This is a genomic window from Ignavibacteria bacterium (genome assembly GCA_041649015.1).
Lineage (GTDB): Bacteria > Bacteroidota > Ignavibacteria > Tepidaquicellales > Tepidaquicellaceae > CAIKZJ01.
Genome location: JBAZNU010000003.1, coordinates 66694 through 89827, shown reverse-complemented (window position 1 = coordinate 89827; position 23134 = coordinate 66694). Strand labels below are relative to the sequence as shown.

The following is a 23134-nucleotide window of genomic DNA, read 5'->3' as shown; positions in this document are numbered from 1 at the left end:
TTATTATTTAATTAATTCAAATATTTTTCAAACTTAATTTAAAAATATATGAAAAACTTATTCGCTCTCTTTACTATACTATTCGCTGCATTAATATTAGCGGGTAGTGCAAATGCTCAGATTGCGGTGACGGTTGATAATCCGGCCAATACAACACCTCCGTTATCTGCAAGCTATACTTCTCTTGCCGATGCTATTACGGCAATTAACGCTATAACCGGTATGACCGGTCCTGTAACGTTTACTCTTGCAGCAAATGGTACAGAAACTGCGCCTGCGGGCGGTTATCTGCTGGGAAATGCAACACTTAACGGATTAACGTCCGCAACCAATACGATAACATTTAACAAAACGGTGATTGGCTTAAATCCTTTGATTACCGCATTTACTCCCGGTACATCTACTTCAGTTGACGGTATCTGGATAATTCAGGGTACTGACTATGTTACGATAAACGGCATTGATTTACAGGAGAATGCCGCAAACACTACTCCAACGGAGCTGATGGAATGGGGATATGCATTAGTTAAAAGTCAAAATGTATCACCATTCGACGGGTGCCAGTATGTAACGATTCAGAATTGTAATATTACTTTGAACAAAACTAATACAGGTTCTTATGGTATATATGCAGGGAATCATATTGCAACGGCTACTACTTCGTTGACAATAACCGCCGAAACCGATGCTCTAAATAATTGCAAGTTTTATAATAACACAATCTCTAATGTATATGTTGGTATCAGACTTGCAGGATATGGTGCATCATCTCCATACACACTTTATGACCAGAATAACGAAATCGGTAATGCTTCCGGCACCGGGAACAGCATTACAAATTACGGCGGTGCTGGTTCCACAGCTTACGGTATTTATGCTATTTATCAAAATGGTTTGTCAGTCAATTATAATACTATTAACGGAGGTGCAGGAACTACAACTACTCTTTACGGTATGTATACTTCGACGGGAATTAATTCGAATGTTACTATACGCGGAAATAATGTCACGATTCAAGGCGGTGCAACTACCAGTACGATTTATGCGATTAGAAATGATATGGGTACTACAGGTACGACAAATACTCTAAATTTGTACGATAATATTATCGAAAATTGCACATACCCAACTGCAACATCTGGTGGAATGTATTTATTATATAGTTATGGTAATGTTTTTAATGTAAATATATATAATAACATTATTCGTAACAACATAAAGTCAGGTACGTCCGGCGCGACGTATATTCTGTATAGTTATGGTTTGGGTGCAAATGGTTTTGAGAATATTTATAACAACAATCTTTATGACAATTCTGCCTCAGGCACAGGAACTGTTTACTGTTTGTATACGAATTCAGTTTCGACTGCAACAAAAAACATTTATGGAAATAATATTTATAATAATACTTCAGGCGGTTCTTTACAATCTCTCACTCAAACATTAGGAATATCTGCTGATGTGTATAAGAATCAAATCTATAATAATTCATCAACATCAACAGGAACGACAACAGGCCTCGTAAGAGGTTTAACCGCAAGTTCCGGAACGACAGTATATATTTACAACAATTTTATCTCTGATTTAAAAGCCCCTTCCGCAGCAGGTGTTGATGCAGTCAGGGGTATTGATATTTCAAGCACTTCCACAAATTCCACATACGGTGTGTATAACAATACAGTTTATTTAAATGCTTCATCATCAGGGGCAAATTTTGGAACAACGGGTATTTATCACTCACGAAGCGCAACACCAACAACTGCTGTTCTGGATATGAGGAATAATATAATCGTTAATAACTCAGTGCCCGCCGGAACAGGCTTAACGGTTGCTTTCAGAAGAAGTAGTTCAACAGACTTAGTTAATTTTGGCAGTGAGTCAAACAATAATGACCTTTATGCCGGTTCTCCATCTGCAAGCAATTTAATATTTTATGACGGAACAAATTCTGACCAGACGATGGATGCTTATAAAGCCAGGGTAACCCCGAGAGATGCTTCTTCATTCTCAACATTACCCAACTTCGTTAATATTGCAGCTGCTCCTTATGATTTACACATTAATCCTATAACAGCTACTCAATTGGAAAGCGGAGGTAATACAATAAGCACTCCAAATATCAACGAAGATTTTGACGGTCATGCAAGATTTCCAAACCCGGGTTATCCGAATAATCCTTCATTCCCTGCAACAGCACCCGACGTTGGGGCTGATGAGTTTGCAGGAATTCCAAAGGACCTATCCGGACCGGTAATATCTTATACACCGCTTGGTACTTCAGCATCTACAACAACAAGAGTCTTCAGTAACGTTACTATTACCGACCCGTCGGGAGTTAGCGTAGACCCGGGTACAAAACCAAGAGTGTATTACAAGAAAACTATTGATGCTAATACTTATGCCGGTAATACTGATACAGATGACGGATGGAAATGGGTTGAAACATCAAGCGGAAGTTCTCCTTTCAGTTTTACCATTGACTATTCAATACTAAACGGTGGTGGAGTTGCAACCGGCGAAATAATACAATATTTTGTCATTGCTCAGGATTTGTTAAGCAATACAAATATAAACTCAGGAATACCTGCTCAGTCTTTGACATCTGTTGATTTGACGGCAGATGAGTTCCCTTTAACGGGTTCTATTAATCAATACTCGATTGCTGGTGCAATAACAGGAGAGGTTTTAGTCGGTACGGGACAGACATACACCTCATTAACGGAAGATTCTCCGGCAGGTCTTTTTAAAGCAATTAACGAAAAGGTAGTTACCGGAAACTTAACCGTTAAAATCACTTCTGACCTGACGGAAACAGGAGATGTTGCTTTGAATCAAACAAGCGAGGAAGCAATATATACAATTACAATCCAGCCTAACGATGCTACTCTAAAAACAATCTCAGGCACGAAAACGGGGGGGCTAATTAGGCTTAACGGTGCAGACGGAATAACTTTTGACGGTAGTTATACTGGCAGCGGGAAATATCTTAATTTTACAAACGCAAGTTCAACTTCAAACTCTGCGGTATTTCAAATTATCAGTCTTGGAGCCAATGCAGGTGCTACGGATAATTCAATCAGAAATTGCATTATTATGGGCGGAGCGAACACAGTTACGTCAATATTTGGGATTTATGCAGGCGGTGCTTCAATCTCAACCTCGGGAACAGGGGCAGATAACGATAATTTAACGATACAGAATAACACTATTTCAAAAGTATATTACGGTATTTATGCAAGAGGAATTGCTTCAATAGGAATATTGGAAGGATTAATTATTTCAGGTAATTCGATTGGTTCTTCAGTAGAAACTGATTATGTAACAGGATACGGTATGTATTTATCCGAAATGGACGGGGCAAGTGTTTCTGAAAATGAAATTTATAACATGATATATAACGGGAGTAAATACGGTATGTATCTGAATGCTAATGTTTCAAATTCTATATTTAGTTACAATAAGATTCATTCATTTAATCAAACTAATACGACAGCCTACTATGCTACGGGAATGTATTTTGCGAGTGCAACAGGAAACTCCAATAATCAAATATACAATAACATTATTTATGATTTGCAATATTATGGAAGCACATCTAATTTCTATAACGCTGGTATAAGATTAGTCGGTGGAGACGGGTATAAAATATATTATAATACAATTAGCCAGACAGGTACTTATGCAAATACCGGATCAGGATTGTATTCAATGTGTTTATATATTTCAACCGCTGCAACTAATATTGATTTGAGGAATAATATTCTCTACAACGCTAAATCCGGTACTACTCCCAAAAATTACACAATTTATGCACCAACCGGAACAACATTTACAAATCTTAATTATAATGCATATTACACGACCGGTGCTGCATTTGGATACTATGGAGCAGCCGAAGTAGCAACTTATGCTGCGTGGAAAGAAGGTTCAGGCGAAGGTGATAATACTATTAATATGGATCCTCTGCTTAATTCAGGAACTAATCTTCAGCCTCAACTGACATCTCCTGTATTGGCAGCAGGTACACCGATTGCAGGTATTTTAACGGACATACTCGGAATTCCCAGAAGCGGAACCACACCAAGCATAGGAGCGTATGAGCAAGGCGTAGATCAATCAGGACCGACTATCGTCTATACTCCACTGTTGAATACCGCATCTACTTCAAACAGAGTTCTTTCTACAGACATTTCAGATGCATCCGGAGTTCCGACATCTGGTACGGGTTTACCGGTTTTATACTGGAAAATTAACGCTGGTTCTTATAACTCAGTGGCAGGAACCTTCGTAAGCGGAAATGAATATACTTTTACATTTGGTTCCGGTGTTGTACTTGGTGATGTTGTATCTTATTATATCGTTGCACAGGATATAATCGCTCCAACACCAAATCTGAGCGCCTCACCTTCAGAAGGTGCAAGCGGATTTACTTTTAATCCGCCGGCTGTTTCCACTCCGCCGACAACACCTAATAGTTATACTATCTCTAACACTTCTCTCGCAGGAGATTATACAGTCGGTACAACCTTGTTCAATCAGGTATCCGGTAAAAACGTTTACTTCGAAAAGGTTGTGAAAAAAGTAATGAAAGAAGTTACTTTCGACGCAACTGTCGCCGAAGAAGAAATAACTTCCAATGTTCAGAATAATAATAAAAACTTAAAGGAAGAAAAAATACAGGATAAAAAGGATGTTAATTCAAAAACTAATAATAAAACTAATTCCAAGGGGCTTCTGTCCACGGAAACAAGCGGTGAAAACCTTGATAAACCAATTGTTAAAAAATTAATTGAAGTCGAAGAAGTTGAATGGGTGCCAATGGAAAACGGCAAAACATATGATGGAAAACTCTTCGTGAAGAGAAGTGATTCTCCGTCATTAAATTTCCCGGATGGCGTCAATGGTATTTATGCGACTATTACTGCCGCTCTTACTGACCTCAACCTAAGGGGTGTTAGCGGGGCTACGCGGTTCTTGCTAAACGATGCAACATATCCTTCTGAAACTTTCCCATTAGTAGTAGATATTCAGAATGAAGGTATGCCGACTGCAGTAAATACTGTTACTATAAAACCTAATGTGGGTGTTACTGCATTAATTCAGGGAACGGCTGCTTCATCGCAGATATTCTTGATTAAGAATAGCTATGTCACTATTGACGGTTCAAACTCTCCTGCAGGTACAAAAGACTTAACAGTCGAGAATCTGAGTACTACTTCTCCGCAGGTTATTAGAATCGGTTCAACCGGCACTACACCTCTTACAAATACTACAATTAAAAACTGTAACGTTATAAACGGTGTTAACTCGAGTACGGCTATTACTGTTTATGGTGCTAATGGTGCTGCCGGATATTTTAATGATATCACTATTCAGGATAATGATATTCAGAAAGCTTATCATGCTATTTACATTCTTGCTGTCATGACAGAAACTAATGGCTCAGGTACACTCGTGACGAATAACACCATAAATTCCGCAGTCAATCCGATTTCAGGAACCGGTGTTTACGTTCAGGGTGTGAACGGTGTAACCGTGACAAATAACACCATTGCAAACATTACTCATGGATCGCTTACAACAAACAGTACGGGTGTCTGGTTTGCAACAGGTACTTTTAACGGTACGATTTCCGGAAACAATATCTCGAATTTAAGTTATACCGGAACTAGTTCTTACGCTCCAAGAGGCATTGCAGTTTCATCCGGCTACATTCAGAATTACACTATATCAAACAATGTTATTGCAGGTGTCACGGCATCCGGAACTGGTATTCCTTATGGTATAAATACAAGCGGTGCAGGAGGGCTTTTAATAGCTAATAATTCTATCAGCGGTCTTCTTAATTCTCATACAGGCGGATACGGTGCAAGAGGTTTGTACCTATCTACCGGCGTGAATTCAAGCAATATTTACGTTTACAATAATTTGATATACAATGTACAGGCTGGTTCTGATGCTTCGAGTACTTACTGGGTATTAGGTCTTGCTATAGACGGTGCTACAGGAGGCGTAAATATTTATTATAATACTGTTAATCTTTACGGCTCTTATGCTGGCCATGCCTCTGCTACTCTATCAGCCGCTTTCTGTGTTATGAATTCTGCTGCAAATTCGATTGATGTAGGAAACAATATTTTTGTTAATACATACGATAATTCAGCTGGAGCCGGAGATAAGAGTTATTCTATTTATTCAGCTGCACCTAATACTGGTTACGCGAATATTGATTTTAATGATTATTATGCTTTTGGTGAGCCGGCAATATTAGGTAACATTAATGAAGCCTCAGTTCAGACTGACAAAACTACTCTGGCTGACTGGAGAACCGCTACAGGAAAAGACGCTTATTCAGTTTCTGGTAATCCTGGATTCACTTCTGACGTTAATTTAATTCCTGACGGTACAAACGTAAACAGCTGGACTGTCTATAATAATGGTTCTCATATCGCCGGTATTAATACGGATTATGCAGGAAACCCAAGACCTTTGACAGTTGCAGCTGGTACACCCGATATAGGTGCCTATGAATTCGGCAAACCTTCGGTTAACCCAATACCAGCATCTATTGTTCCTGTTATCGGTCCGAATATTATTTCATTCTACGGTTTACCGGTTATTGATGTTAATTTCAGTAATCTCGGGGGTATGACTAACCTGAATGTTGACTATTATCAGGGTGTTGCTCCTCCGGGAACAGGTGGCGAAGAGGCTTTGTATATGAACGGCTATTTTGTCGTTACCCAAACAGGCGGTTCAGGATATACATATGATATTACGTACACCTATTCAGAAGCTCAGCTTGGTACGGTTAGTGATGAAAGTAAGGTAAGACTTGCAAAATCAGACGACAATGGTGTTACCTGGACTCCTTACCTTATTGAAGGGACAAGTCCCGGAATGTATCAATTAAACACTACAAATAACACTATTAAAGTATTTGGGTTAACAGCGTTTTCTACATTTACTGTTACGGATAGCGATAATCCGCTGCCGGTTCAGCTCTCTTCATTCACTTCTTCAATAAATGGCAGAGATGTAAGACTTACTTGGAAAACCGAAAGCGAAATGAACAATGCAGGATTTGAGGTAGAAAGAAGTGTTACGGGACTTAACCAATGGGTAAAAGCTGGTTACATCACCGGTAAAGGAAATTCAACTTCACCTGTTAGCTATACGTTTGAAGATAAAAAGCTCAACAGCGGCAAGTATAACTACCGCTTAAAGCAGATTGATAACAACGGAAACTTTGAGTATTATAACCTTTCAAACGTAGTTGAAGTCGGACTCCCGACTAAATTCGACCTTAGTCAGAACTATCCGAATCCGTTCAATCCGACAACAAAGATTGATTTCTCATTACCTCTAGATGCAAAAGTAAGCATTAAACTTTATGACATCACAGGCAGGGAAGTAAAGACACTTGTGAATGATTCAAGAACGGCAGGTTATTACACTGTTCAGTTCAATGCATCTGACCTCTCAAGCGGAACTTACTTCTACAGGATAATGACTAAATCTTCTGCTGCGGATTATATAATGACCAAGAAGATGATGCTTGTAAAATAAACAGAGAATTGTAAACTGTGAACAGTTAACAACGCGAAGTAAAATATGGATTAACAAGAGAGCGATAATAAACAAACAAAAGGGCGGACGAAAGTCCGCCTTTTTGTTTGCTCAACCAACTCAAGACAATCAATTCGATTCTGGATTATAGTAAAATGCAAATTATTTATGTAATTCATAAAATAATGGAGTCTTTTTATATATTAATCCGCCCACTTGTTTTCTTTGCCTGCCCGCAACAGTCAAACTTGGGTTTGGTGGAATTGTTGGTTTTTTTGTGAGGTTTTTTGTCTCAAATTTTTTATTTACCCATAATCTTTTCTTGCCCCTAACTTGCCTCTAACTTGCCTTTAGATAGCCTTAAATAATACTCCCCCTTTTAGTGACAAATCCGTCAATTTATTTAAAAAACGAATTTTGGAAATTAGGTAAAATACATAAATAAATTCCTTTCGCATCTTGCAATAATTAGCTTAATTAATTATTTTAATGAAATTTAGAAAGGATAATATATGAAAACTCTAAAGGATTATTTAACCGATATAAGACTGTTGTTCGCAAAATCCGGAATGAGTGTGTACGATGTAACAAAGTATATGGACCTGCACAATATCGGCGCTGTTCCGGTGCTTGACAGTTCTTCGGGTCTGCTTGGAATATTTTCGGAACGGGACCTGCTTAGAAGATGTATAGTAAAAGAACTCGACCTTAAAAAGACCTTAGTAGAGGAAGTGATGACAAAGGAGGTAATTGTTATAGATTCGAGCGATACTATTGAATACGCACTACAAATAATGAAGCAGCAAAAAATCAGACACCTGCCTGTTGTTGAAAATAATTCACTGATAGGTATGGTTTCGATGCGAGACATGATGCTCGTTGACGTGAAGCTCAAAGAGGAAAAGATTGACATATTAAACACATACATACAGTATAACGGTTAATGTATGACAAGAAACATCTTGCTGATATCTGATGACGGGGATTTTAAAGGTTTTTTAAATATTGCAGCGCTTACACTGACAAAGCTGAATCATCAGATAACCATAACGGAAAACAAAAATGACGGACAAATAGACTGGATAATTATCGACATGGATACAAACACGGAAAACAACTTCGCTTTTATAAAAAACGCAAGACAATCCGGACAAAACAGAAATATAAAAATTTTCTCAGTAATAACAGACATAACAAACGAAATTAAAGAGCAACTTTTTGAAATCGGCTGCGACAGCATCATGACCAAGAAAGAATTCATGGCGGCTGCAAACAACATACTTCTTTTTTAAAGCATGAAACGCAGCTGCGATACTAATTAACTATTATTCTTTCCAGCTTAAATAATATCCAGCATCATTAATCTGCTTAGCGTAATCCGTCAACTTTAACGGACGGAAAGTATCCATCATTACTGCGGTTTCAACAGTTTCAAGTTTTCCAAGTGATGCTTCAACAGTACCCGGATGCGGTCCATGAGTGAGTCCACCGGGATGCAGACTGATGGAGGCATAATCAATACCTCTTCTGCTAAAGAAATTTCCGTCTGCATAGTAGAGCATTTCATCGCTGTCTATATTGCTGTGATTGTAAGGAACCGTAATCGCAAGAGGATGGTAGTCAAGCATACGTGAAACAAACGAACAAACGACAAAACCCGGTCCGTCAAATGTCTGGTGAATTGGAGGTGGCATGTGTATCTTTCCTGTTATGGGCATGAAATCGTCTATGTTAAAAATCCACGGAAAGTAATAACCGTCATATCCGACAATATCAAACGGATGATAATCGTAATGAACCGAATGTATTTTATTCTCTTTTTTAATTTTAACTACATAATCCCCTTTTCCCGAGTAAGTAATTAGTTCTTGAGGTACACGAATATCACGCTCACAATAAGGAGAATGTTCAAGAAGCTGACCAAATTCATTACGGTATCTTTTCGGTGTTGTTATGGGTCCGGCTGCTTCGAATATTAGCAATCTCAAAGGAGTTTTGTGAACAAGTCTGAAGATTATACTTCTCGGAATGACAAGATAATCACCTTTAACAAAATTCAGGATACCAAGATTAGTTTCAAGTGTACCTTCGCCTTCATGAACAAATATAAGCTCATCGCATGATGCGTTCTTATAGAAAAAATCTGTCTGCGATTCGGGACGGCAAGTGCTCATTATCACATCACTGTTATACATGATTTGGTTTCTTCCAAAAACAAAGTCTGACTTAAAAGGAGTGTCCTTTGTTTTGAAATGATAGGGTCTCAAACCCGCATCTGACCATTCCTTAGGAGTAAGGTCAACTATCTCAGTATCAATAGATTCAATTTTTGCCGGAGAATAAATATGATAAGCATTCGACAGGACACTATCAAAACCGATGGTTGAAAAAAGTTCTTCTTTATATAATGAACCGTCGGGTTGTCTGAACTGTGTATGCCGCTTTTGCGGTATTTTCCCGAGTTTATGATAATATGGCATAATAACTAATTTAAAATTTGTATAAGATAATTATTATAACATTTAATTTCATGAAATAATTTTGAATTATGAAACTATTTTTCTTCACTTATTATCTTTTTTAAAATACTTAACTTTATACAATGGATATAAAGTATTTAAAAGGTGTTGGTGATAAAAGAGCAGAGGCTTTTGCAAAGATTGGGATAAGTAAGCTTGAGGATTTTTTACAATTTATTCCAAGAACCTACGTATTCAGAGCAACGATTGAGGAAGCAAGAGAAAGGTTTAGGGAAACTGTCTTACTTCTGGGAAAAGTTAAATGGGTTGAAAGAGCTGCTAGACCTAATCATCCGACCACAATACTTCTGGAAGATATAACCGGAACGGTTGAAATACCTATATTTGGGGCAACTGAATTCAGAGCAAAGCAGTTCAGACTGAACGAAGATTATCTGTTTTATGGAAAGGTCTCGGAGGCGTTTAAGACATTTAATTTACGGCTTGATTACAAAGACCATTTGAAAATAAATACATCTGATGAAGCAGATTCGGGTTTCTTAAAATTTAACATTATTCCTATCTATGAACTATCAGGAGTATTGAAAGCAACCTGGATAAAACCGCTCACACTATCGAAGATAGTTTTTAATGCATTCAGAGCATTGACAAAACAGAATCCGCAATTTGTTGAGGAATCCATACCGGAAGAAATAATCAAACAGTATGATTTTATTGCAAAGAAAAATGCAATATTAAGAATTAATTTCCCGAACCGGTTTGATGATATTGAGTCCGCAAGAAGACGACTTTCGTTTGAAGAATTGTTTTATGTACAGCTTTTAATGGCGCTTAAGAAAAAGAGTCTTCAAAATGAGATTAAGAATATTACGTTTTCAACTGACATAAAACGGCTTTCGGAACATTTTACAAAAGCATTGCAATTCGAATTGACAAATGCCCAGAAGAAGGTTATAAATGAAATCTACTCGGATATGAAGTCGAAAAATATTATGAATAGACTTCTTCAGGGTGATGTCGGCAGCGGTAAGACTATTGTATCAATTTTTGGAATGCTGATAGCCGTTGAAAGCGGATACCAATCAGCGCTGATGTGCCCGACAGAAATACTTGCCGAGCAGCACCATTACACAATTTCAAATTTTATTAATGAGTTTAATAAAACTGCAGGAACAACTTATAAGATTTCATTATTGGTAGGAGGTCAGAAGAAAAGATTAAGAGAGGAGATCTTACAGGACATAAGACTTGGAAAATCAAATATTATAATTGGAACTCATGCTCTTATTCAGGAGGCAGTTGAGTTTAAAAACCTCGGATTTGTAATAATAGATGAACAGCACAAATTTGGTGTAATGCAAAGAGCAAAACTAAAAGATAAGGGCTTAAATCCTGATGTACTCGTTATGACTGCAACTCCAATTCCAAGAACACTTTCACTAACTTATTACGGTGATTTGGATGTATCGGTTATCGATGAACTTCCTAAAAATAGATTCCCGATAAAAACATATCTGAGAAAAGAAGAAGACAAGTTCAAGATATGGGATTTTGTAAAGGAAAAAATTAACGAAGGAAGACAGGCGTTTATTATTTATCCGATTATTGAAGAATCAGAAAAACTTGACCTTAAATCTGCTGAAGAAAATTTTAAGATTTTGAGAAACGGAGTGTTCAAAGAATATAATCTGGGTATGGTGCATGGAAGAAAGTTCTGGTATGAGATTGAAGAAACGATGAATGAATTTAAAGCCCAAAAGATAAAAGTACTCGTTGCAACCACTGTTATTGAAGTAGGACTGGATATACCAAATGCCACAATCATGATAATCGAGGATGCACAAAGATTTGGGTTGTCACAGCTTCATCAACTGCGAGGCAGGGTTGGAAGGGGGGCAGAACAGTCCTACTGTATTTTAATAGCAAAACATCTGGATGAAATTTCAAAAAGACGGCTTAATACAATGTGTAAAACTACGGATGGATTTAAAATATCAGAAGTTGATATGGAAATAAGAGGACCAGGTGAATTTTTCGGGACAAGACAGTCAGGAGTATTGAATTTTGCCTTAACCGACCTTAACAAAGACAGGGATATTCTGAATTCTGCAAGAAGTATCGCATTTGGTATAATTGATAAAGATCCTCAACTTAGAATGGAAGAACACAAGGTTATTAAGAAAATGCTGCTTACATCTTACAAAGACGCAATGTATTTGATGAATATTGCCTGATATTCAAACTGAATTTATTATTCTAATTTACATTTAGTATTAAAGATTAAAGATATATTTTTGTAGATTATAAACATTAAATAATTGAATCAAAAGCTTTCAAAAATTGAGATAACAGTACCTTTAATTACTGTTATTTTGGATATTGCTGCTATACTTGGTGCATTTTTATCGGCTTATTACGTAAGGTTTTACACAACTTTCACGAACATATTTTCTGTCGAAAAAGGATTTCCCGAACTATCGATGTATATATATTTTGCTCTTTTTACTCTACCGGTATGGATACTTACTTTGCAGAACTTCAAGATGTATAAGTTACGAAGGACTGTTTTTATCGGAGATGAATTTATACATATTGTCAAATGTGTATCAGTAAGCATCTTGCTTTCAATTGGAATAACCTTTTTTTTCAGGGATGAGTCTTATTCACGGCTTGTTTTTGTGCTTATATGGACTTTCGGCATCTTATACATTACAATCGGCAGATACATAATGCTTAAAGTTGAAAAGACATTTTACAACAATAACGTCGGACTAAGAAACATAGCAATCGTCGGTATGTCGGAAATAGCCGATGGAATATACAAAACATTATCAAAGGATAAGTTTACAGGTTTCAGAATGGTGGGTTTCTTTGCGAATGATAAAAATGAAAGTGAATTTGCAGAGGCTAAAACATACCTCGGAAACATAGAAAGCATTCCGCAAATGATAAGAGAGAACAGGATTCAAAATCTTTTATTCTGCTTGCCGCATGAACAAAACCATTATTTATACACAATTATCAAAAACTGTGAAGGCATTAATGTTGAGTTTATGCTTGTTCCTGATTTCATGGAGCTTATTTCAAGCAGGATTAAGATTACCGAGCTGCACGGAATACCTCTAATGATAATCAAAACTTTCCCGCTGAGTGCTTGGGATAGGATAGTTAAGAGATTGTTTGATATCTTTGCTTCTTTGTTTCTCCTTATAATGATTTCACCTATTTTAGTGTTTATAGCATTACTGATAAAACTAACTTCTAAAGGACCGGTGTTTTACAAACAGGAAAGAGTAAGCATCGACGGAAGCAAGTTTGATATGCTTAAGTTCAGGTCTATGAAAATAGACGCAGAGGCAGACGGAACGCCGAAATTTGCGTCCAAGCATGATAGCAGGCATACGTCTATTGGAACGTATTTGAGAAAATTCTCTCTTGATGAATTACCCCAGTTCCTAAATGTTCTTCGCGGAGATATGAGCATAGTTGGACCGAGACCTGAAAGAGAGTATTTTATTAATATCATGAAAAATACTGTGAACAAATACCTTGAAAGACACAGAGTTAAATGTGGAATAACTGGCTGGGCTCAGGTTAACGGTCTAAGAGGTTCTGAATCTCCGATGCAAACCAGAATTGAATACGATATTTATTATATTGAAAATTGGTCATTAGTTTTTGATATTAAGATAATATTGAAGACTTTAAAGGAAATGTTTTTCTCTAAAAGTGCTTTTTAAAAATTTATATGTTTAAATTTTGATACCGGTATTAATTTTCTTTGCACATGCAATATTTGCTGTCTGGGCTTTCGCTAAATCTTACCAGATAGATGGAATAGTTCAGGCCTTTTTGAATTTATTTTTCATCGTGATACTGTTTACTGTCGGATGGACAATCTCAGACCTCATTGTTGGATTTATAATATCAAGCGAGGGTTATGAAATATTTTTGCCTACAGGCAAAGTGGCAATGTTCTTTCTGAAAATAACAGGCTTTATACAGCTTTACGGAAATGGCTACGGCAGAATTCTTCCGAAAGATTCTGTTTCTTTAATCGTACTGACTACTATAGAGTATTTCTTTTATAGATTTTATTTCAGACAAACAAGGATGAATTAGATTGAGTCGAATAAGTATTAAATATCTCGTCTTGTTTGTGTTCTTTATGGGTACTTCATTCCTGTTTCCCAACAACCTATCCTTGCAGGCAAGAAAAGGTGTCATGCTGCAATTTGTAGTATACAATGGTTTTGGAAATAATTTATACATCGATAATGTGATTATGGGAAACCGGGTAAATTATGATCTTGCAGTGACATCGTTTAACAACATTCAAAGTGATACAACGTTTCTTCCTGGCACCGATTCCTATGATGTTTCGCCGGAAATTACTGTATCAAACATAGGTTTAAACAGCTTCACTGACAGTACAATGATGTTTCTGCAAATACCCGAAGTAGGATATCACGATTCGGTTAAAGTACCGCCCCTAACTTCGGGACAGGTGAGTTATGCTTTATTCCCTCTTGTGTCAATTCCGGCAAACCAGAAAATTACGCTTACGACATATCTGGCAAGCACTGTAGATTCAACAGAGTTAAATGATACTATACGCCAGACCTCTCTTTTTCTGACCGGATCCTCAAGAAACGTTCTTCTCGAAGAGTTTACGGCAGCAACCTCACCTGCTTGCGGCTCTAACAACTTATTTCTGGATACTTTTATAAATAATAATTTTAATAAAATATCCGCGATTAAATATCACGTCGGATTTCCACCTCCGGGAATTGATTCCATGTATCTCTTCGATACCGTTATGGTTGAAGAACGAAGAGCATATTATTTTTCTAACTCGATTCCTGTTTCAATAATTAACGGAAGAGAAAGAATTTTATTGCCGTATTATGTCGATTCAAATCTTTTTATACCTTATGAGAATACTATTAAAGAAGGTTCCCCGGTAGGACTATCTGTTACCAACACTCAGGTTGCTCCTGACACGATTGAATCCGTGGTTACAGTGAATTTTCTCTATCCTTTGCTGAATAAAAATTTAAAGTTAAGAATTGCAGCGGTTGAGAGGCAAGTGAATTATCAGTATTCAATCGGTGCAAGCGGCGACAGTATATTTTATGACGTATGCAGAAGAATGTATCCCGACGCAAACGGGTTTCCGCTTACGGGAAATGTTGGAAGCCAGCAGTTTGTAATAAGATTTCATATAGATACATTATGGAAAGATACCTCTATTTATACCGTTGCTTTTATTCAAAGCGATGTTGATAGAACTGTTTACAACTCTGCAAAAAGTTACACCTCGATTGTTAACACAAAAAATGTAAAAATACAATCACCCAAAACTGTTAAACCCGAGTTTGAATACAAGTATAGATCCGCAAAATCTTATTCAATGCTTTCATATTCACCTGCTATTGATGATACCGTCTCATACTTTAATTATGAAAACTTCGAGGGACAATTCCTTCCAAAAGGGTGGAAAATTAACAACATTGATGGCTTCCTGACATTTGAGAAAGTAAAAGGAGTTAATGGTGTAACACTTGGGGGATACAGTTCGGTGAAAATGCCATTTTATGACTATGCAAATATCGGAGAAAAAGATACTCTTTTCAGCGTGGTTTTTGACAGTGTATCAACTTTTGACACTCTGACATTTGACTGGGCATATGCTGTTTATCTTTCAACATTTTCAGACAGTCTGGAAGTAAACATTTCTGTTGACGGTGGAAATACATTTACAAACATTTTTAGAAAAGGCGGATATCAGCTGGCGTCAGCGATTTCGACAACATTGCCTTTTGCACCGGTTAATGCACAACAATGGCGAACATTCAGATACTCATTATCAGACGTGATTCCACCTGATAATCCCTATAACATAATTCCTGGAAATTTCTCGCTGGAACAGAATTATCCGAATCCTTTTAATCCTGTAACAACAATCGGTTACAAACTTCCCATTAATACTTTTGTATCGATAAAAATCTATGATTTAACAGGAAAACATTTGCTTACTCTGGTAAACGAGAATAAAAGAGCTGGTTCGCACGAGGTTAGTTTTAACGCATCGGGACTTTCAAGCGGAGTTTATTTTTACGTGATTAAAGCAGAAAATTTCACCCAGGCAAGAAAACTTATTTTCCTTAAATAGAACCTGTTTCACTTAAACGAATCCTTTTTGGTGGTTCTGAAAATTCGCATAGAAAATGAAATTTAAAAAGAGTATTTTATTAGTTCTCATTTACTAAAACTTAAAAACCCAAAGCATCATGACAAAATACGCGTTAACTAGTCCTTTAAGTAAGATTTTAGATAAACCAAAGGAAGATTTTACACGGGAAGACTTACTGAAAGTCATCGAAGAAAAACAAATCGAGACAATTAGGTTTCACTATATAGCCTTAGACGGTAAGCTGAAAGAATTAAGAATTCCCCTGCCTGACAGAAAAAATGCTGAAATAGTTTTAACTGAGGGTGAAAGAGTTGATGGTTCATCATTATTTAAAGGTCTTGTCGATTCCGGACTGTCGGATTTGTATGTTGTACCTGTATATAAAACTGCATTTCTTAATCCGTTTAACAGTACAAGTCTTGACTTAGTATGCAGATATGTTACCGCGAATGGTGAGTTAGCACCATTTACACCTGATAATATACTGCACAAAGCAGCAAATTTATTTAAGAAAAATACAGGAATTGAGCTTCATGCACTTGGGGAACTTGAATTCTATCTTATGTTTAATCCGATAAACAATATGTATTTCCCGCCCAAACAGCAGGGTTATCACGCTTCAGGTCCTTACCTGAAATCAGGCAAAATATTATCTGACATGCTAAGAATTATAACACATATAGCGGGACAGGTAAAATATGCACATAGCGAAGTAGGTTTTATAGAAAAAATAGTAAGTGCAAATCCGGAAATTGACGGCAAGATGGCAGAGCAGCTTGAGATAGAATTTCTTTCAACTCCAATCGAAGAAGCAGCTGACGACATAGTAATTGCAAAATGGCTCATTAGGAATATTGCATATCAAAATGGAATACTTGCTACATTCGCACCTAAGATCGAAGAGGGTTATGCAGGAAGTGGAATGCATTTTCATCTTAAGCTTATGAAGGACGGGAAGAGCATAATGGTAGATGAGAAGGGAGATTTAACAACTCATTCAAATAAATTAATTGGAGGTTTGTTACATTTTGCCGACTCTTTAACTGCCTTCGGAAATACGGTTCCTTCATCGTACTTAAGGCTTGTGCCAAATATGGAAGCACCCACACAATTTTTCTGGAGTGATTCAAACAGAAAAGCTATGGTTAGAGTACCGCTTGGATGGTCAAAGATAAGCAATCTTGCAGAACTTGTTAACCCGGGAGAAAAAAGTGTACCAATGAAGATTGATAGTATGCAGACCATAGAGTTTCGAGTTCCCGATGGAAGTGCGAATGTACATCAGGTGTTGGCGGGTATAACAATGGCTGCAGAGTATGGGTTCACACAATCAGAAGAATCGCTGAAACTAACCGAGAAACTTTACTTCAAGGGAAAAACAAAAGAGGAAAATACTGATACGGAATTTCCAAGTTTACCGACAACTTGTGCAGATTCTGCCGATATTCTTGAAAAGAAAAGAGGACTTTACGAAAGAGAAGGAGTTTTCCCTAAAAGTATGATTGATTATTCAATTGCTCAGTTGAGAGCAGAAAACGACAGAGAAATGCATAAAACAATTTCAGAACTCTATGGTAAAGGTAAGATAGTAGAAAAGAAAAGAATAATGCACAAAGATATTCACAAACATTAAACTTCAAGAATAATAAATAAAAAAACCCCTTAACCAAGGGGTTTTTTTATCTCCCATCCGAAAATTCAAATGTTCCCAAATTCTACGCAAAACACTGATTTATCAATAATTTAACCTGAAACCATCTGTTTCTCAATAATAAATTCTTAATACACTGTTTTTTCATATATTACACAATATCTAATACAATACTAATACAGTACTAATACAGCACTAATACAATACTAATTCAGTTTCATATTAGTAATATATCTAAAGCAAATCATCCACAATATTTATGAATCTTGAACTGTACTTACCGAAAATAAGTATGGAAATTTAAACTTTGAAAGGTAATAGACCCCGGATAGTTAAAAACTTGTCGGCAATACTGAAATAAAATAGAATAATAGATTTCTTTTTTTATTCTTTATGATTGTTTTCGAATTCTGATTTCTTTGCTTCTGCATCTGCCCAAATACTATCGGGTACGAGTTTTTTAATAAAAGAATACAACTCATCCAGATTTTTCTTGTACATCTCTATAGGAAAATACGGCGACTCAAATGCAACAGGCGGTTGATCTAATTCAGGATTCTCTTTCGTTATTATAAGTTTCACTCGTTCAAGTGAACCACCTACAGGATGCTGATTCTCTGGAACCGCTTTTATCTTTCCTGTTGCAAGCTGTGAAGTAGTTATTTTTTCCGAAAGCAGCTTGAGGTCTTGTTTCGATACGTTAAAACTGTAATTAATCGGAGGCTTTTGCTCGTCATACCCCAGACGGTAATTCAATGAAGACTCGCCGTTATTGTTTATCGTTATTTCATAACTGTAATGATAAGGAGGAGGAAGTGGTCCCGAATTATAAAAATACTGTAGTGCAGACCAGTCACTTTTGGTCACATCCTGTGAATTTGTACAGGAAGCAATTACTGATAGAAAAATTAATCCGATTAATAAGTTTTTCATAATTCAATATTTGTTAAAGTTATATTTTATTATTCACACTTTCAAAACAATACGAAGTTTATAAAATCATATAATAAAAAAGCCGGCTTAAACCGGCTTTATATGTTTATTTGTTTTCTCTTGGTTTTCTGTGAGGTGGTCTTGAATGCCCATCTCTTCTCTTGTGTCCTTCTTTATCGCCTCCATCACCTTCTTTTCTAAGTAATGCACGTCTGCTAAGCTTTAGTTTACCGCTGTCATCAATTCCAAGAAGCTTTACTTGTATCTTGTCGCCCATTTTTAAAACGTCGGCAACCTTTTCAACACGCTTTACATCAATCTCTGAAATATGAAGAAGCCCTTCTTTACCAGGCATGATTTCAACGAATGCTCCAAATTCTTTAATACCTTTTACTGTTCCGTCATAGATTGCACCTATCTCGGGAGTCGCTGTAAGAGCTTTAATCATATTGATTGCAACGTCTGCATCTACCTTGTTAACTGCAGCAACTGTAACCTTGCCTTCGTCATTAATATCTATTTCCGCATTACTTTCAGCAATAATATGTCTAATAGTTTTACCTCCCGGTCCGATTACGAGTCCAATCATATCGGTTGGAATTTCAATCGTAAATAATTGTGGAGCATATTTAGAAATACTTTCTCTTCCTTCAGCAAGAGTTTCATTCATTATTCCAAGAATATGCATTCTACCGGTTTTTGCCTGTGTTAAAGCTGTTTTCATTATTTCAAATGAAATGCCCTGAATTTTGATATCCATCTGTATAGCTGTTATTCCTTCGCTTGTTCCGGCAACCTTAAAGTCCATATCTCCGAAATGGTCTTCTGAACCGAGTATATCGCTGAGAACAACAACTTTATCTTCTTCTTTAATAAGTCCCATTGCAATTCCTGCAACCGGTCTTTTTAATTTCACTCCCCCGTCCATAAGGGCTAACGAACCGGCACAAACTGTTGCCATAGATGAGGAGCCATTCGATTCAAGTATGTCTGAAACAATTCTGATAGTGTAAGGAAATTCTGCTTCTGATGGAATCATTTTCTTTAAGGCGCGCTCTGCGAGGTTTCCATGTCCAATTTCTCTTCTGCCCGGACCCGGACGCCCACCGACTTCACCGGTACTGAATGAAGGAAAATTGTAATGAAGAATGACTCTTTTGTTTTCTTCATCCTTAATAAGTCCTTCAACAATCTGTTCGTCGCGTTTCGTACCAAGCGTAACTGTTGTTAAGCTTTGTGTCTCTCCTCTTGTGAAAAGAGCTGAGGCATGAGTTCTTGGCAATACACCTACTTCACACGTTATCGGTCTTATATCTGTTGCAGTACGCCCGTCAAGCCTGATTGATTCTTCAACTATCATCTTTCTCATGTCAACCTGCTGTATGTCGTGCATTATTTCATGCAGTTTCTTCTCGGACTCAGGATATTTTTCCGCAAGTGATGTAAGAACGAGTTCAGAAAGCTCTTTTGATTTATTCTGTCTCTCTTCTTTAGTGAGAATTGTTCTGTCAAGTTTCTTAATACCCTCTTCGTACAATGCCTTTACGTCATTTAGCATTTCCGTATTTTCTTCCGGGACCACAACAGTTCTTTTAGGTCTACCTGCTTCTGATGCAAATTCTTTCTGAAAATTACAGAGTTCTATAATATGTTTATGTGCAAATTCCACGGCAGCAAGAAGTTCTTCTTCCGAAACTTCCTTTGCTTCGCCCTCTACCATAACGATAGAAGATACTGTGCCTGCTACTGTAATATCATAATCACCTGCTTCAAGCTGGCTGAATGTTGGATTAACGATAAATTCATCGTTTACCTTTGTTACCCTTACCTCTGATATCGGATTGTTGAATGGAATATCTGATATGAGCAATGCTGCAGAAGCTCCTACTGCTCCTATAACATCACAATCGAATTCGCCGTCTGATGAATATACTGTAACATTAATTTGTGTTTCACAAAAATATCCTTCTGCAAACATCGGTCTAATCGGTCGGTCTATAAGACGTGAGGATAAGATTTCTTTTTCTGAAGGTCTTCCTTCCCTTCTGAAAAATCCACCCGGAATCTTACCGGCGGCGGCAGTTTTTTCCCTGAAGTCAACTGATAAGGGAAAAAAATCCTGACCCTCATTGGGTTCTTCTTTTGCAACAACAGTACATAATACTACGTTGTCGTCATAAGAAACTAATACTGCCCCGTTTGCCTGCTTTGCTAATTTACCTGTTTCAAGCGTAAGTTTCCTTCCGCCAATCTCAATAGCTTTTCTAAAAACCATCTTTATCTTTCTTTTTAAAGTTTACTTTCTTAATTCTAAATCTTTAACAATCTGTCTGTAACGCGTAATGTCTTTCTTTTCTAGGTATTTCAGAAGCCTTCTTCTTTTACCAACCATCTTTAAAAGACCGGTTTTTGAATGATTGTCCTTTTTGTGTTTTGCGAAATGTTCAGCTGAAAGTTCATTTATTCTTCTTGTTAGAATTGCTACCTGAACCTCAGGTCTTCCTGTATCTTTTTCGGCTTTACCGAATTTTGAAACAATTGCTTGTTTGTCTTCTTTTGTTAATCCCATTTTAATGAATTAAATTATTAATTAAATGTTTTTTGCACTCTTCTTTATCTTTGTTCAGCTGTATAACAAGCTCATCCAGAGAATTAAATTTTTTCTCATCCCTTATATACTCCTTAAGTATTACCTTAATCTTCTGACCGTAGATATCCATATCAAAGTTAAAGATGTTTACTTCTATAAAGATATCTTTACCTGATGAGACAGTAGGCCTATGACCAATATTCATCATACCGTAATACTCACCATGCTCAAGAACAACCTTAACAAAGTAAACTCCGTTCTTAGGTAAGAGTTTGTGTTCGTCCGAAAGATGAACGTTTGCAGTAGGAAATCCCAATGTGTTTCCCCTTCTGTCACCGGTTACTATCTTTCCTTCGAACGTATAATCTTCACCAAGTATATCCTTTGCTTTGGAAAGATTTCCTTCCAATAAAAGATTTCTAATAGTAGTACTGTTGATTCTTGATTCGCCTTTAAGTTCATCAACTTTATACAAATCGAAGTTATACTTGTCTGTCAGATTTACCAAGGATTCATAGTTGCCTTCCCTGTTCTTGCCGAAGGAATGGTCAAATCCAAGAACCAGATGTTCGAGTCCGATTCCCCCAACGAGATACTCTCTCAGGAACTCTTCAGCACTATGCTCGGAGAATTCGGTAGTAAACTTCAATACATATACTACATCTACATTCAGTTGCTCAAATATCTCGAGCCTCTCATGAGTTGTTGACAACAGTTTTATCTCATTCGTGCGGTTTCTAAGAACCAGACGCGGATGAGGGTCAAACGTTACAATAACCGTTCTCCCGCCAAATTTATTCTTTAAGTCCTGAAGTTTATCTATAACAACTCTATGACCTCTGTGCACACCGTCAAATGTTCCTACTGTAACTATACTTTTCTTGTCGTAATTACTTTTATCTAAATGTCTGTATATTTTCATTAAATTTAATAAACTGGTAAGTTTTACAACCTTCCACGGATTATTGTATAATGTTCTTTACTTAATGCTCCTTAAGCAATCAAGGATAGCATCAAACTTTGGAAGATCTCCGGCGTTCTCAAGAACTTCAGCGTAAGCAATCTTTCCTTCTGGATCAACAACGAATGCTGCACGTTTTGAGACACCATTCATTCCAAGAACAAAACCTCCATCTGCATATTTTGTACCATAGGCTTCAGAAACCGTTGAGTTAAAGTCGCTTAATAAAGGAATTGTAATTCCGTTAGCTTTTGCCCATGCTTCCTGTGTAAATATCGAATCGACACTAATACCAAGAACAACCGCGTCCATTACTGAATACTTCTCGAATCCTTCAGATACTGTACACATTTCTGTTGTACAAACACCTGTGTATGATAAAGGGTAAAATAAAATAACCACTTTTTTACCTTTGTAATCTGAAAGCGAGAATTCTTTTGGCTCGCCTGTCGTATTTTTAGAGAATAACTTAAAATCGGGGGCAATATCTCCAATTTTTAATGCCATTACTATTAATCCTTTCTAATATTTAATAATTTTCAGTATTTTAAGAAATAACATGAAATATAAACAAATCAAAATCCATTAACAATGCGAAGAAATATGAGAAAAATGTAAATATTGCGATTTTGAGCGATTTTTGATTATGGTAAAGTCGGGATATTTTTGAGGCTATTCATAGGCCGGTTTGAGGCAAGTTATAAAAACAAACTATAGTTTTGAATCCTTAAAAACAGCACAGAATTGAGGTTTT

At 36.8% G+C, this 23134-nt stretch carries 14 protein-coding genes; 8 read left to right on the top strand and 6 right to left on the bottom strand.

The features are described 5' to 3' along the window. The first annotated feature begins 48 nt into the window (after positions 1 to 48). From WC644_06165 to WC644_06155, 3 genes are all read left to right on the top strand, one after another. The gene (locus tag WC644_06165) at positions 49 to 7569 is read left to right on the top strand and encodes a T9SS type A sorting domain-containing protein (GenBank protein ID MFA5011523.1); all 7521 of its coding nucleotides are present in this window, start codon (positions 49 to 51) and stop codon (positions 7567 to 7569) included. Positions 7570 to 8081: 512 nt separating this feature from the next. Beyond that, positions 8082 to 8513, top strand: a complete 432-nt coding sequence (locus tag WC644_06160; GenBank protein ID MFA5011522.1) for a CBS domain-containing protein — start codon at positions 8082 to 8084, stop codon at positions 8511 to 8513. A gap of 3 nt (positions 8514 to 8516) precedes the next feature. Beyond that, positions 8517 to 8861: a hypothetical protein gene (locus WC644_06155; protein ID MFA5011521.1), complete on the top strand. Its 345-nt coding sequence runs from the start codon at positions 8517 to 8519 to the stop codon at positions 8859 to 8861. Positions 8862 to 8894: 33 nt separating this feature from the next. Here WC644_06155 and WC644_06150 read toward each other — a convergent pair whose 3' ends face one another. After that, positions 8895 to 10049 carry a homogentisate 1,2-dioxygenase gene (locus tag WC644_06150; protein ID MFA5011520.1) on the bottom strand — a complete coding sequence of 385 codons (1155 nt, stop codon included), beginning with the start codon at positions 10047 to 10049 and terminating at the stop codon, positions 8895 to 8897. A 122-nt stretch (positions 10050 to 10171) separates the two neighbouring features. Here WC644_06150 and recG point away from each other — a divergent pair, with 122 nt between their 5' ends. From recG to WC644_06125, 5 genes are all read left to right on the top strand, one after another. After that, positions 10172 to 12283, top strand: a complete 2112-nt coding sequence (recG, locus tag WC644_06145) for an ATP-dependent DNA helicase RecG (GenBank protein ID MFA5011519.1) — start codon at positions 10172 to 10174, stop codon at positions 12281 to 12283. Between the two features lie 84 nt (positions 12284 to 12367). Beyond that, positions 12368 to 13789 (top strand): undecaprenyl-phosphate glucose phosphotransferase, encoded by a 1422-nt coding sequence (locus WC644_06140; GenBank protein ID MFA5011518.1) that lies wholly within the window; start codon positions 12368 to 12370, stop codon positions 13787 to 13789. 19 nt (positions 13790 to 13808) lie between these two features. Further along, positions 13809 to 14171, top strand: coding sequence for a hypothetical protein (locus WC644_06135; protein MFA5011517.1), 363 nt, complete (start codon positions 13809 to 13811; stop codon positions 14169 to 14171). A 1-nt stretch (position 14172) separates the two neighbouring features. Beyond that, entirely contained in the window at positions 14173 to 16224 is a 2052-nt protein-coding gene (locus WC644_06130) for a T9SS type A sorting domain-containing protein (GenBank protein ID MFA5011516.1), read from the top strand. Positions 16225 to 16342: 118 nt separating this feature from the next. Next, the gene (locus tag WC644_06125) at positions 16343 to 17878 is read left to right on the top strand and encodes a glutamine synthetase family protein (protein ID MFA5011515.1); all 1536 of its coding nucleotides are present in this window, start codon (positions 16343 to 16345) and stop codon (positions 17876 to 17878) included. A 402-nt stretch (positions 17879 to 18280) separates the two neighbouring features. Here the strand turns inward: WC644_06125 and WC644_06120 are convergent, their stop codons facing one another. From WC644_06120 to WC644_06100, 5 genes are all read right to left on the bottom strand, one after another. Next, complete coding sequence (locus tag WC644_06120) at positions 18281 to 18829, bottom strand: hypothetical protein (GenBank protein MFA5011514.1); 549 nt, start codon at positions 18827 to 18829, stop codon at positions 18281 to 18283. 106 nt (positions 18830 to 18935) lie between these two features. Then, positions 18936 to 21104 (bottom strand): polyribonucleotide nucleotidyltransferase, encoded by a 2169-nt coding sequence (gene pnp / locus WC644_06115; GenBank protein ID MFA5011513.1) that lies wholly within the window; start codon positions 21102 to 21104, stop codon positions 18936 to 18938. 21 nt (positions 21105 to 21125) lie between these two features. Beyond that, positions 21126 to 21398, bottom strand: coding sequence for a 30S ribosomal protein S15 (gene rpsO, locus WC644_06110; protein ID MFA5011512.1), 273 nt, complete (start codon positions 21396 to 21398; stop codon positions 21126 to 21128). A gap of 1 nt (position 21399) precedes the next feature. Next, a complete protein-coding gene (locus tag WC644_06105) occupies positions 21400 to 22341 on the bottom strand; it encodes a bifunctional riboflavin kinase/FAD synthetase (protein ID MFA5011511.1) in 942 nt (313 codons plus the stop codon). Positions 22342 to 22398: 57 nt separating this feature from the next. Then, entirely contained in the window at positions 22399 to 22887 is a 489-nt protein-coding gene (locus WC644_06100) for a redoxin domain-containing protein (GenBank protein ID MFA5011510.1), read from the bottom strand. Positions 22888 to 23134 lie beyond the last annotated feature (247 nt).

Excerpts from the sequence above, each read along its gene's own strand:
- WC644_06165 (MFA5011523.1), top strand. The coding sequence starts at position 49 with ATGAAAAACTTATTCGCTCTCTTTACTATACTATTCGCTGCATTAATA.
- WC644_06160 (MFA5011522.1), top strand. The coding sequence starts at position 8,082 with ATGAAAACTCTAAAGGATTATTTAACCGATATAAGACTGTTGTTCGCA.
- WC644_06155 (MFA5011521.1), top strand. The coding sequence starts at position 8,517 with ATGACAAGAAACATCTTGCTGATATCTGATGACGGGGATTTTAAAGGT.
- WC644_06150 (MFA5011520.1), bottom strand. The coding sequence starts at position 10,049 with ATGCCATATTATCATAAACTCGGGAAAATACCGCAAAAGCGGCATACA.
- recG (MFA5011519.1), top strand. The coding sequence starts at position 10,172 with ATGGATATAAAGTATTTAAAAGGTGTTGGTGATAAAAGAGCAGAGGCT.
- WC644_06125 (MFA5011515.1), top strand. The coding sequence starts at position 16,343 with ATGACAAAATACGCGTTAACTAGTCCTTTAAGTAAGATTTTAGATAAA.
- WC644_06120 (MFA5011514.1), bottom strand. The coding sequence starts at position 18,829 with ATGAAAAACTTATTAATCGGATTAATTTTTCTATCAGTAATTGCTTCC.
- pnp (MFA5011513.1), bottom strand. The coding sequence starts at position 21,104 with ATGGTTTTTAGAAAAGCTATTGAGATTGGCGGAAGGAAACTTACGCTT.
- rpsO (MFA5011512.1), bottom strand. The coding sequence starts at position 21,398 with ATGGGATTAACAAAAGAAGACAAACAAGCAATTGTTTCAAAATTCGGT.
- WC644_06105 (MFA5011511.1), bottom strand. The coding sequence starts at position 22,341 with ATGAAAATATACAGACATTTAGATAAAAGTAATTACGACAAGAAAAGT.
- WC644_06100 (MFA5011510.1), bottom strand. The coding sequence starts at position 22,887 with ATGGCATTAAAAATTGGAGATATTGCCCCCGATTTTAAGTTATTCTCT.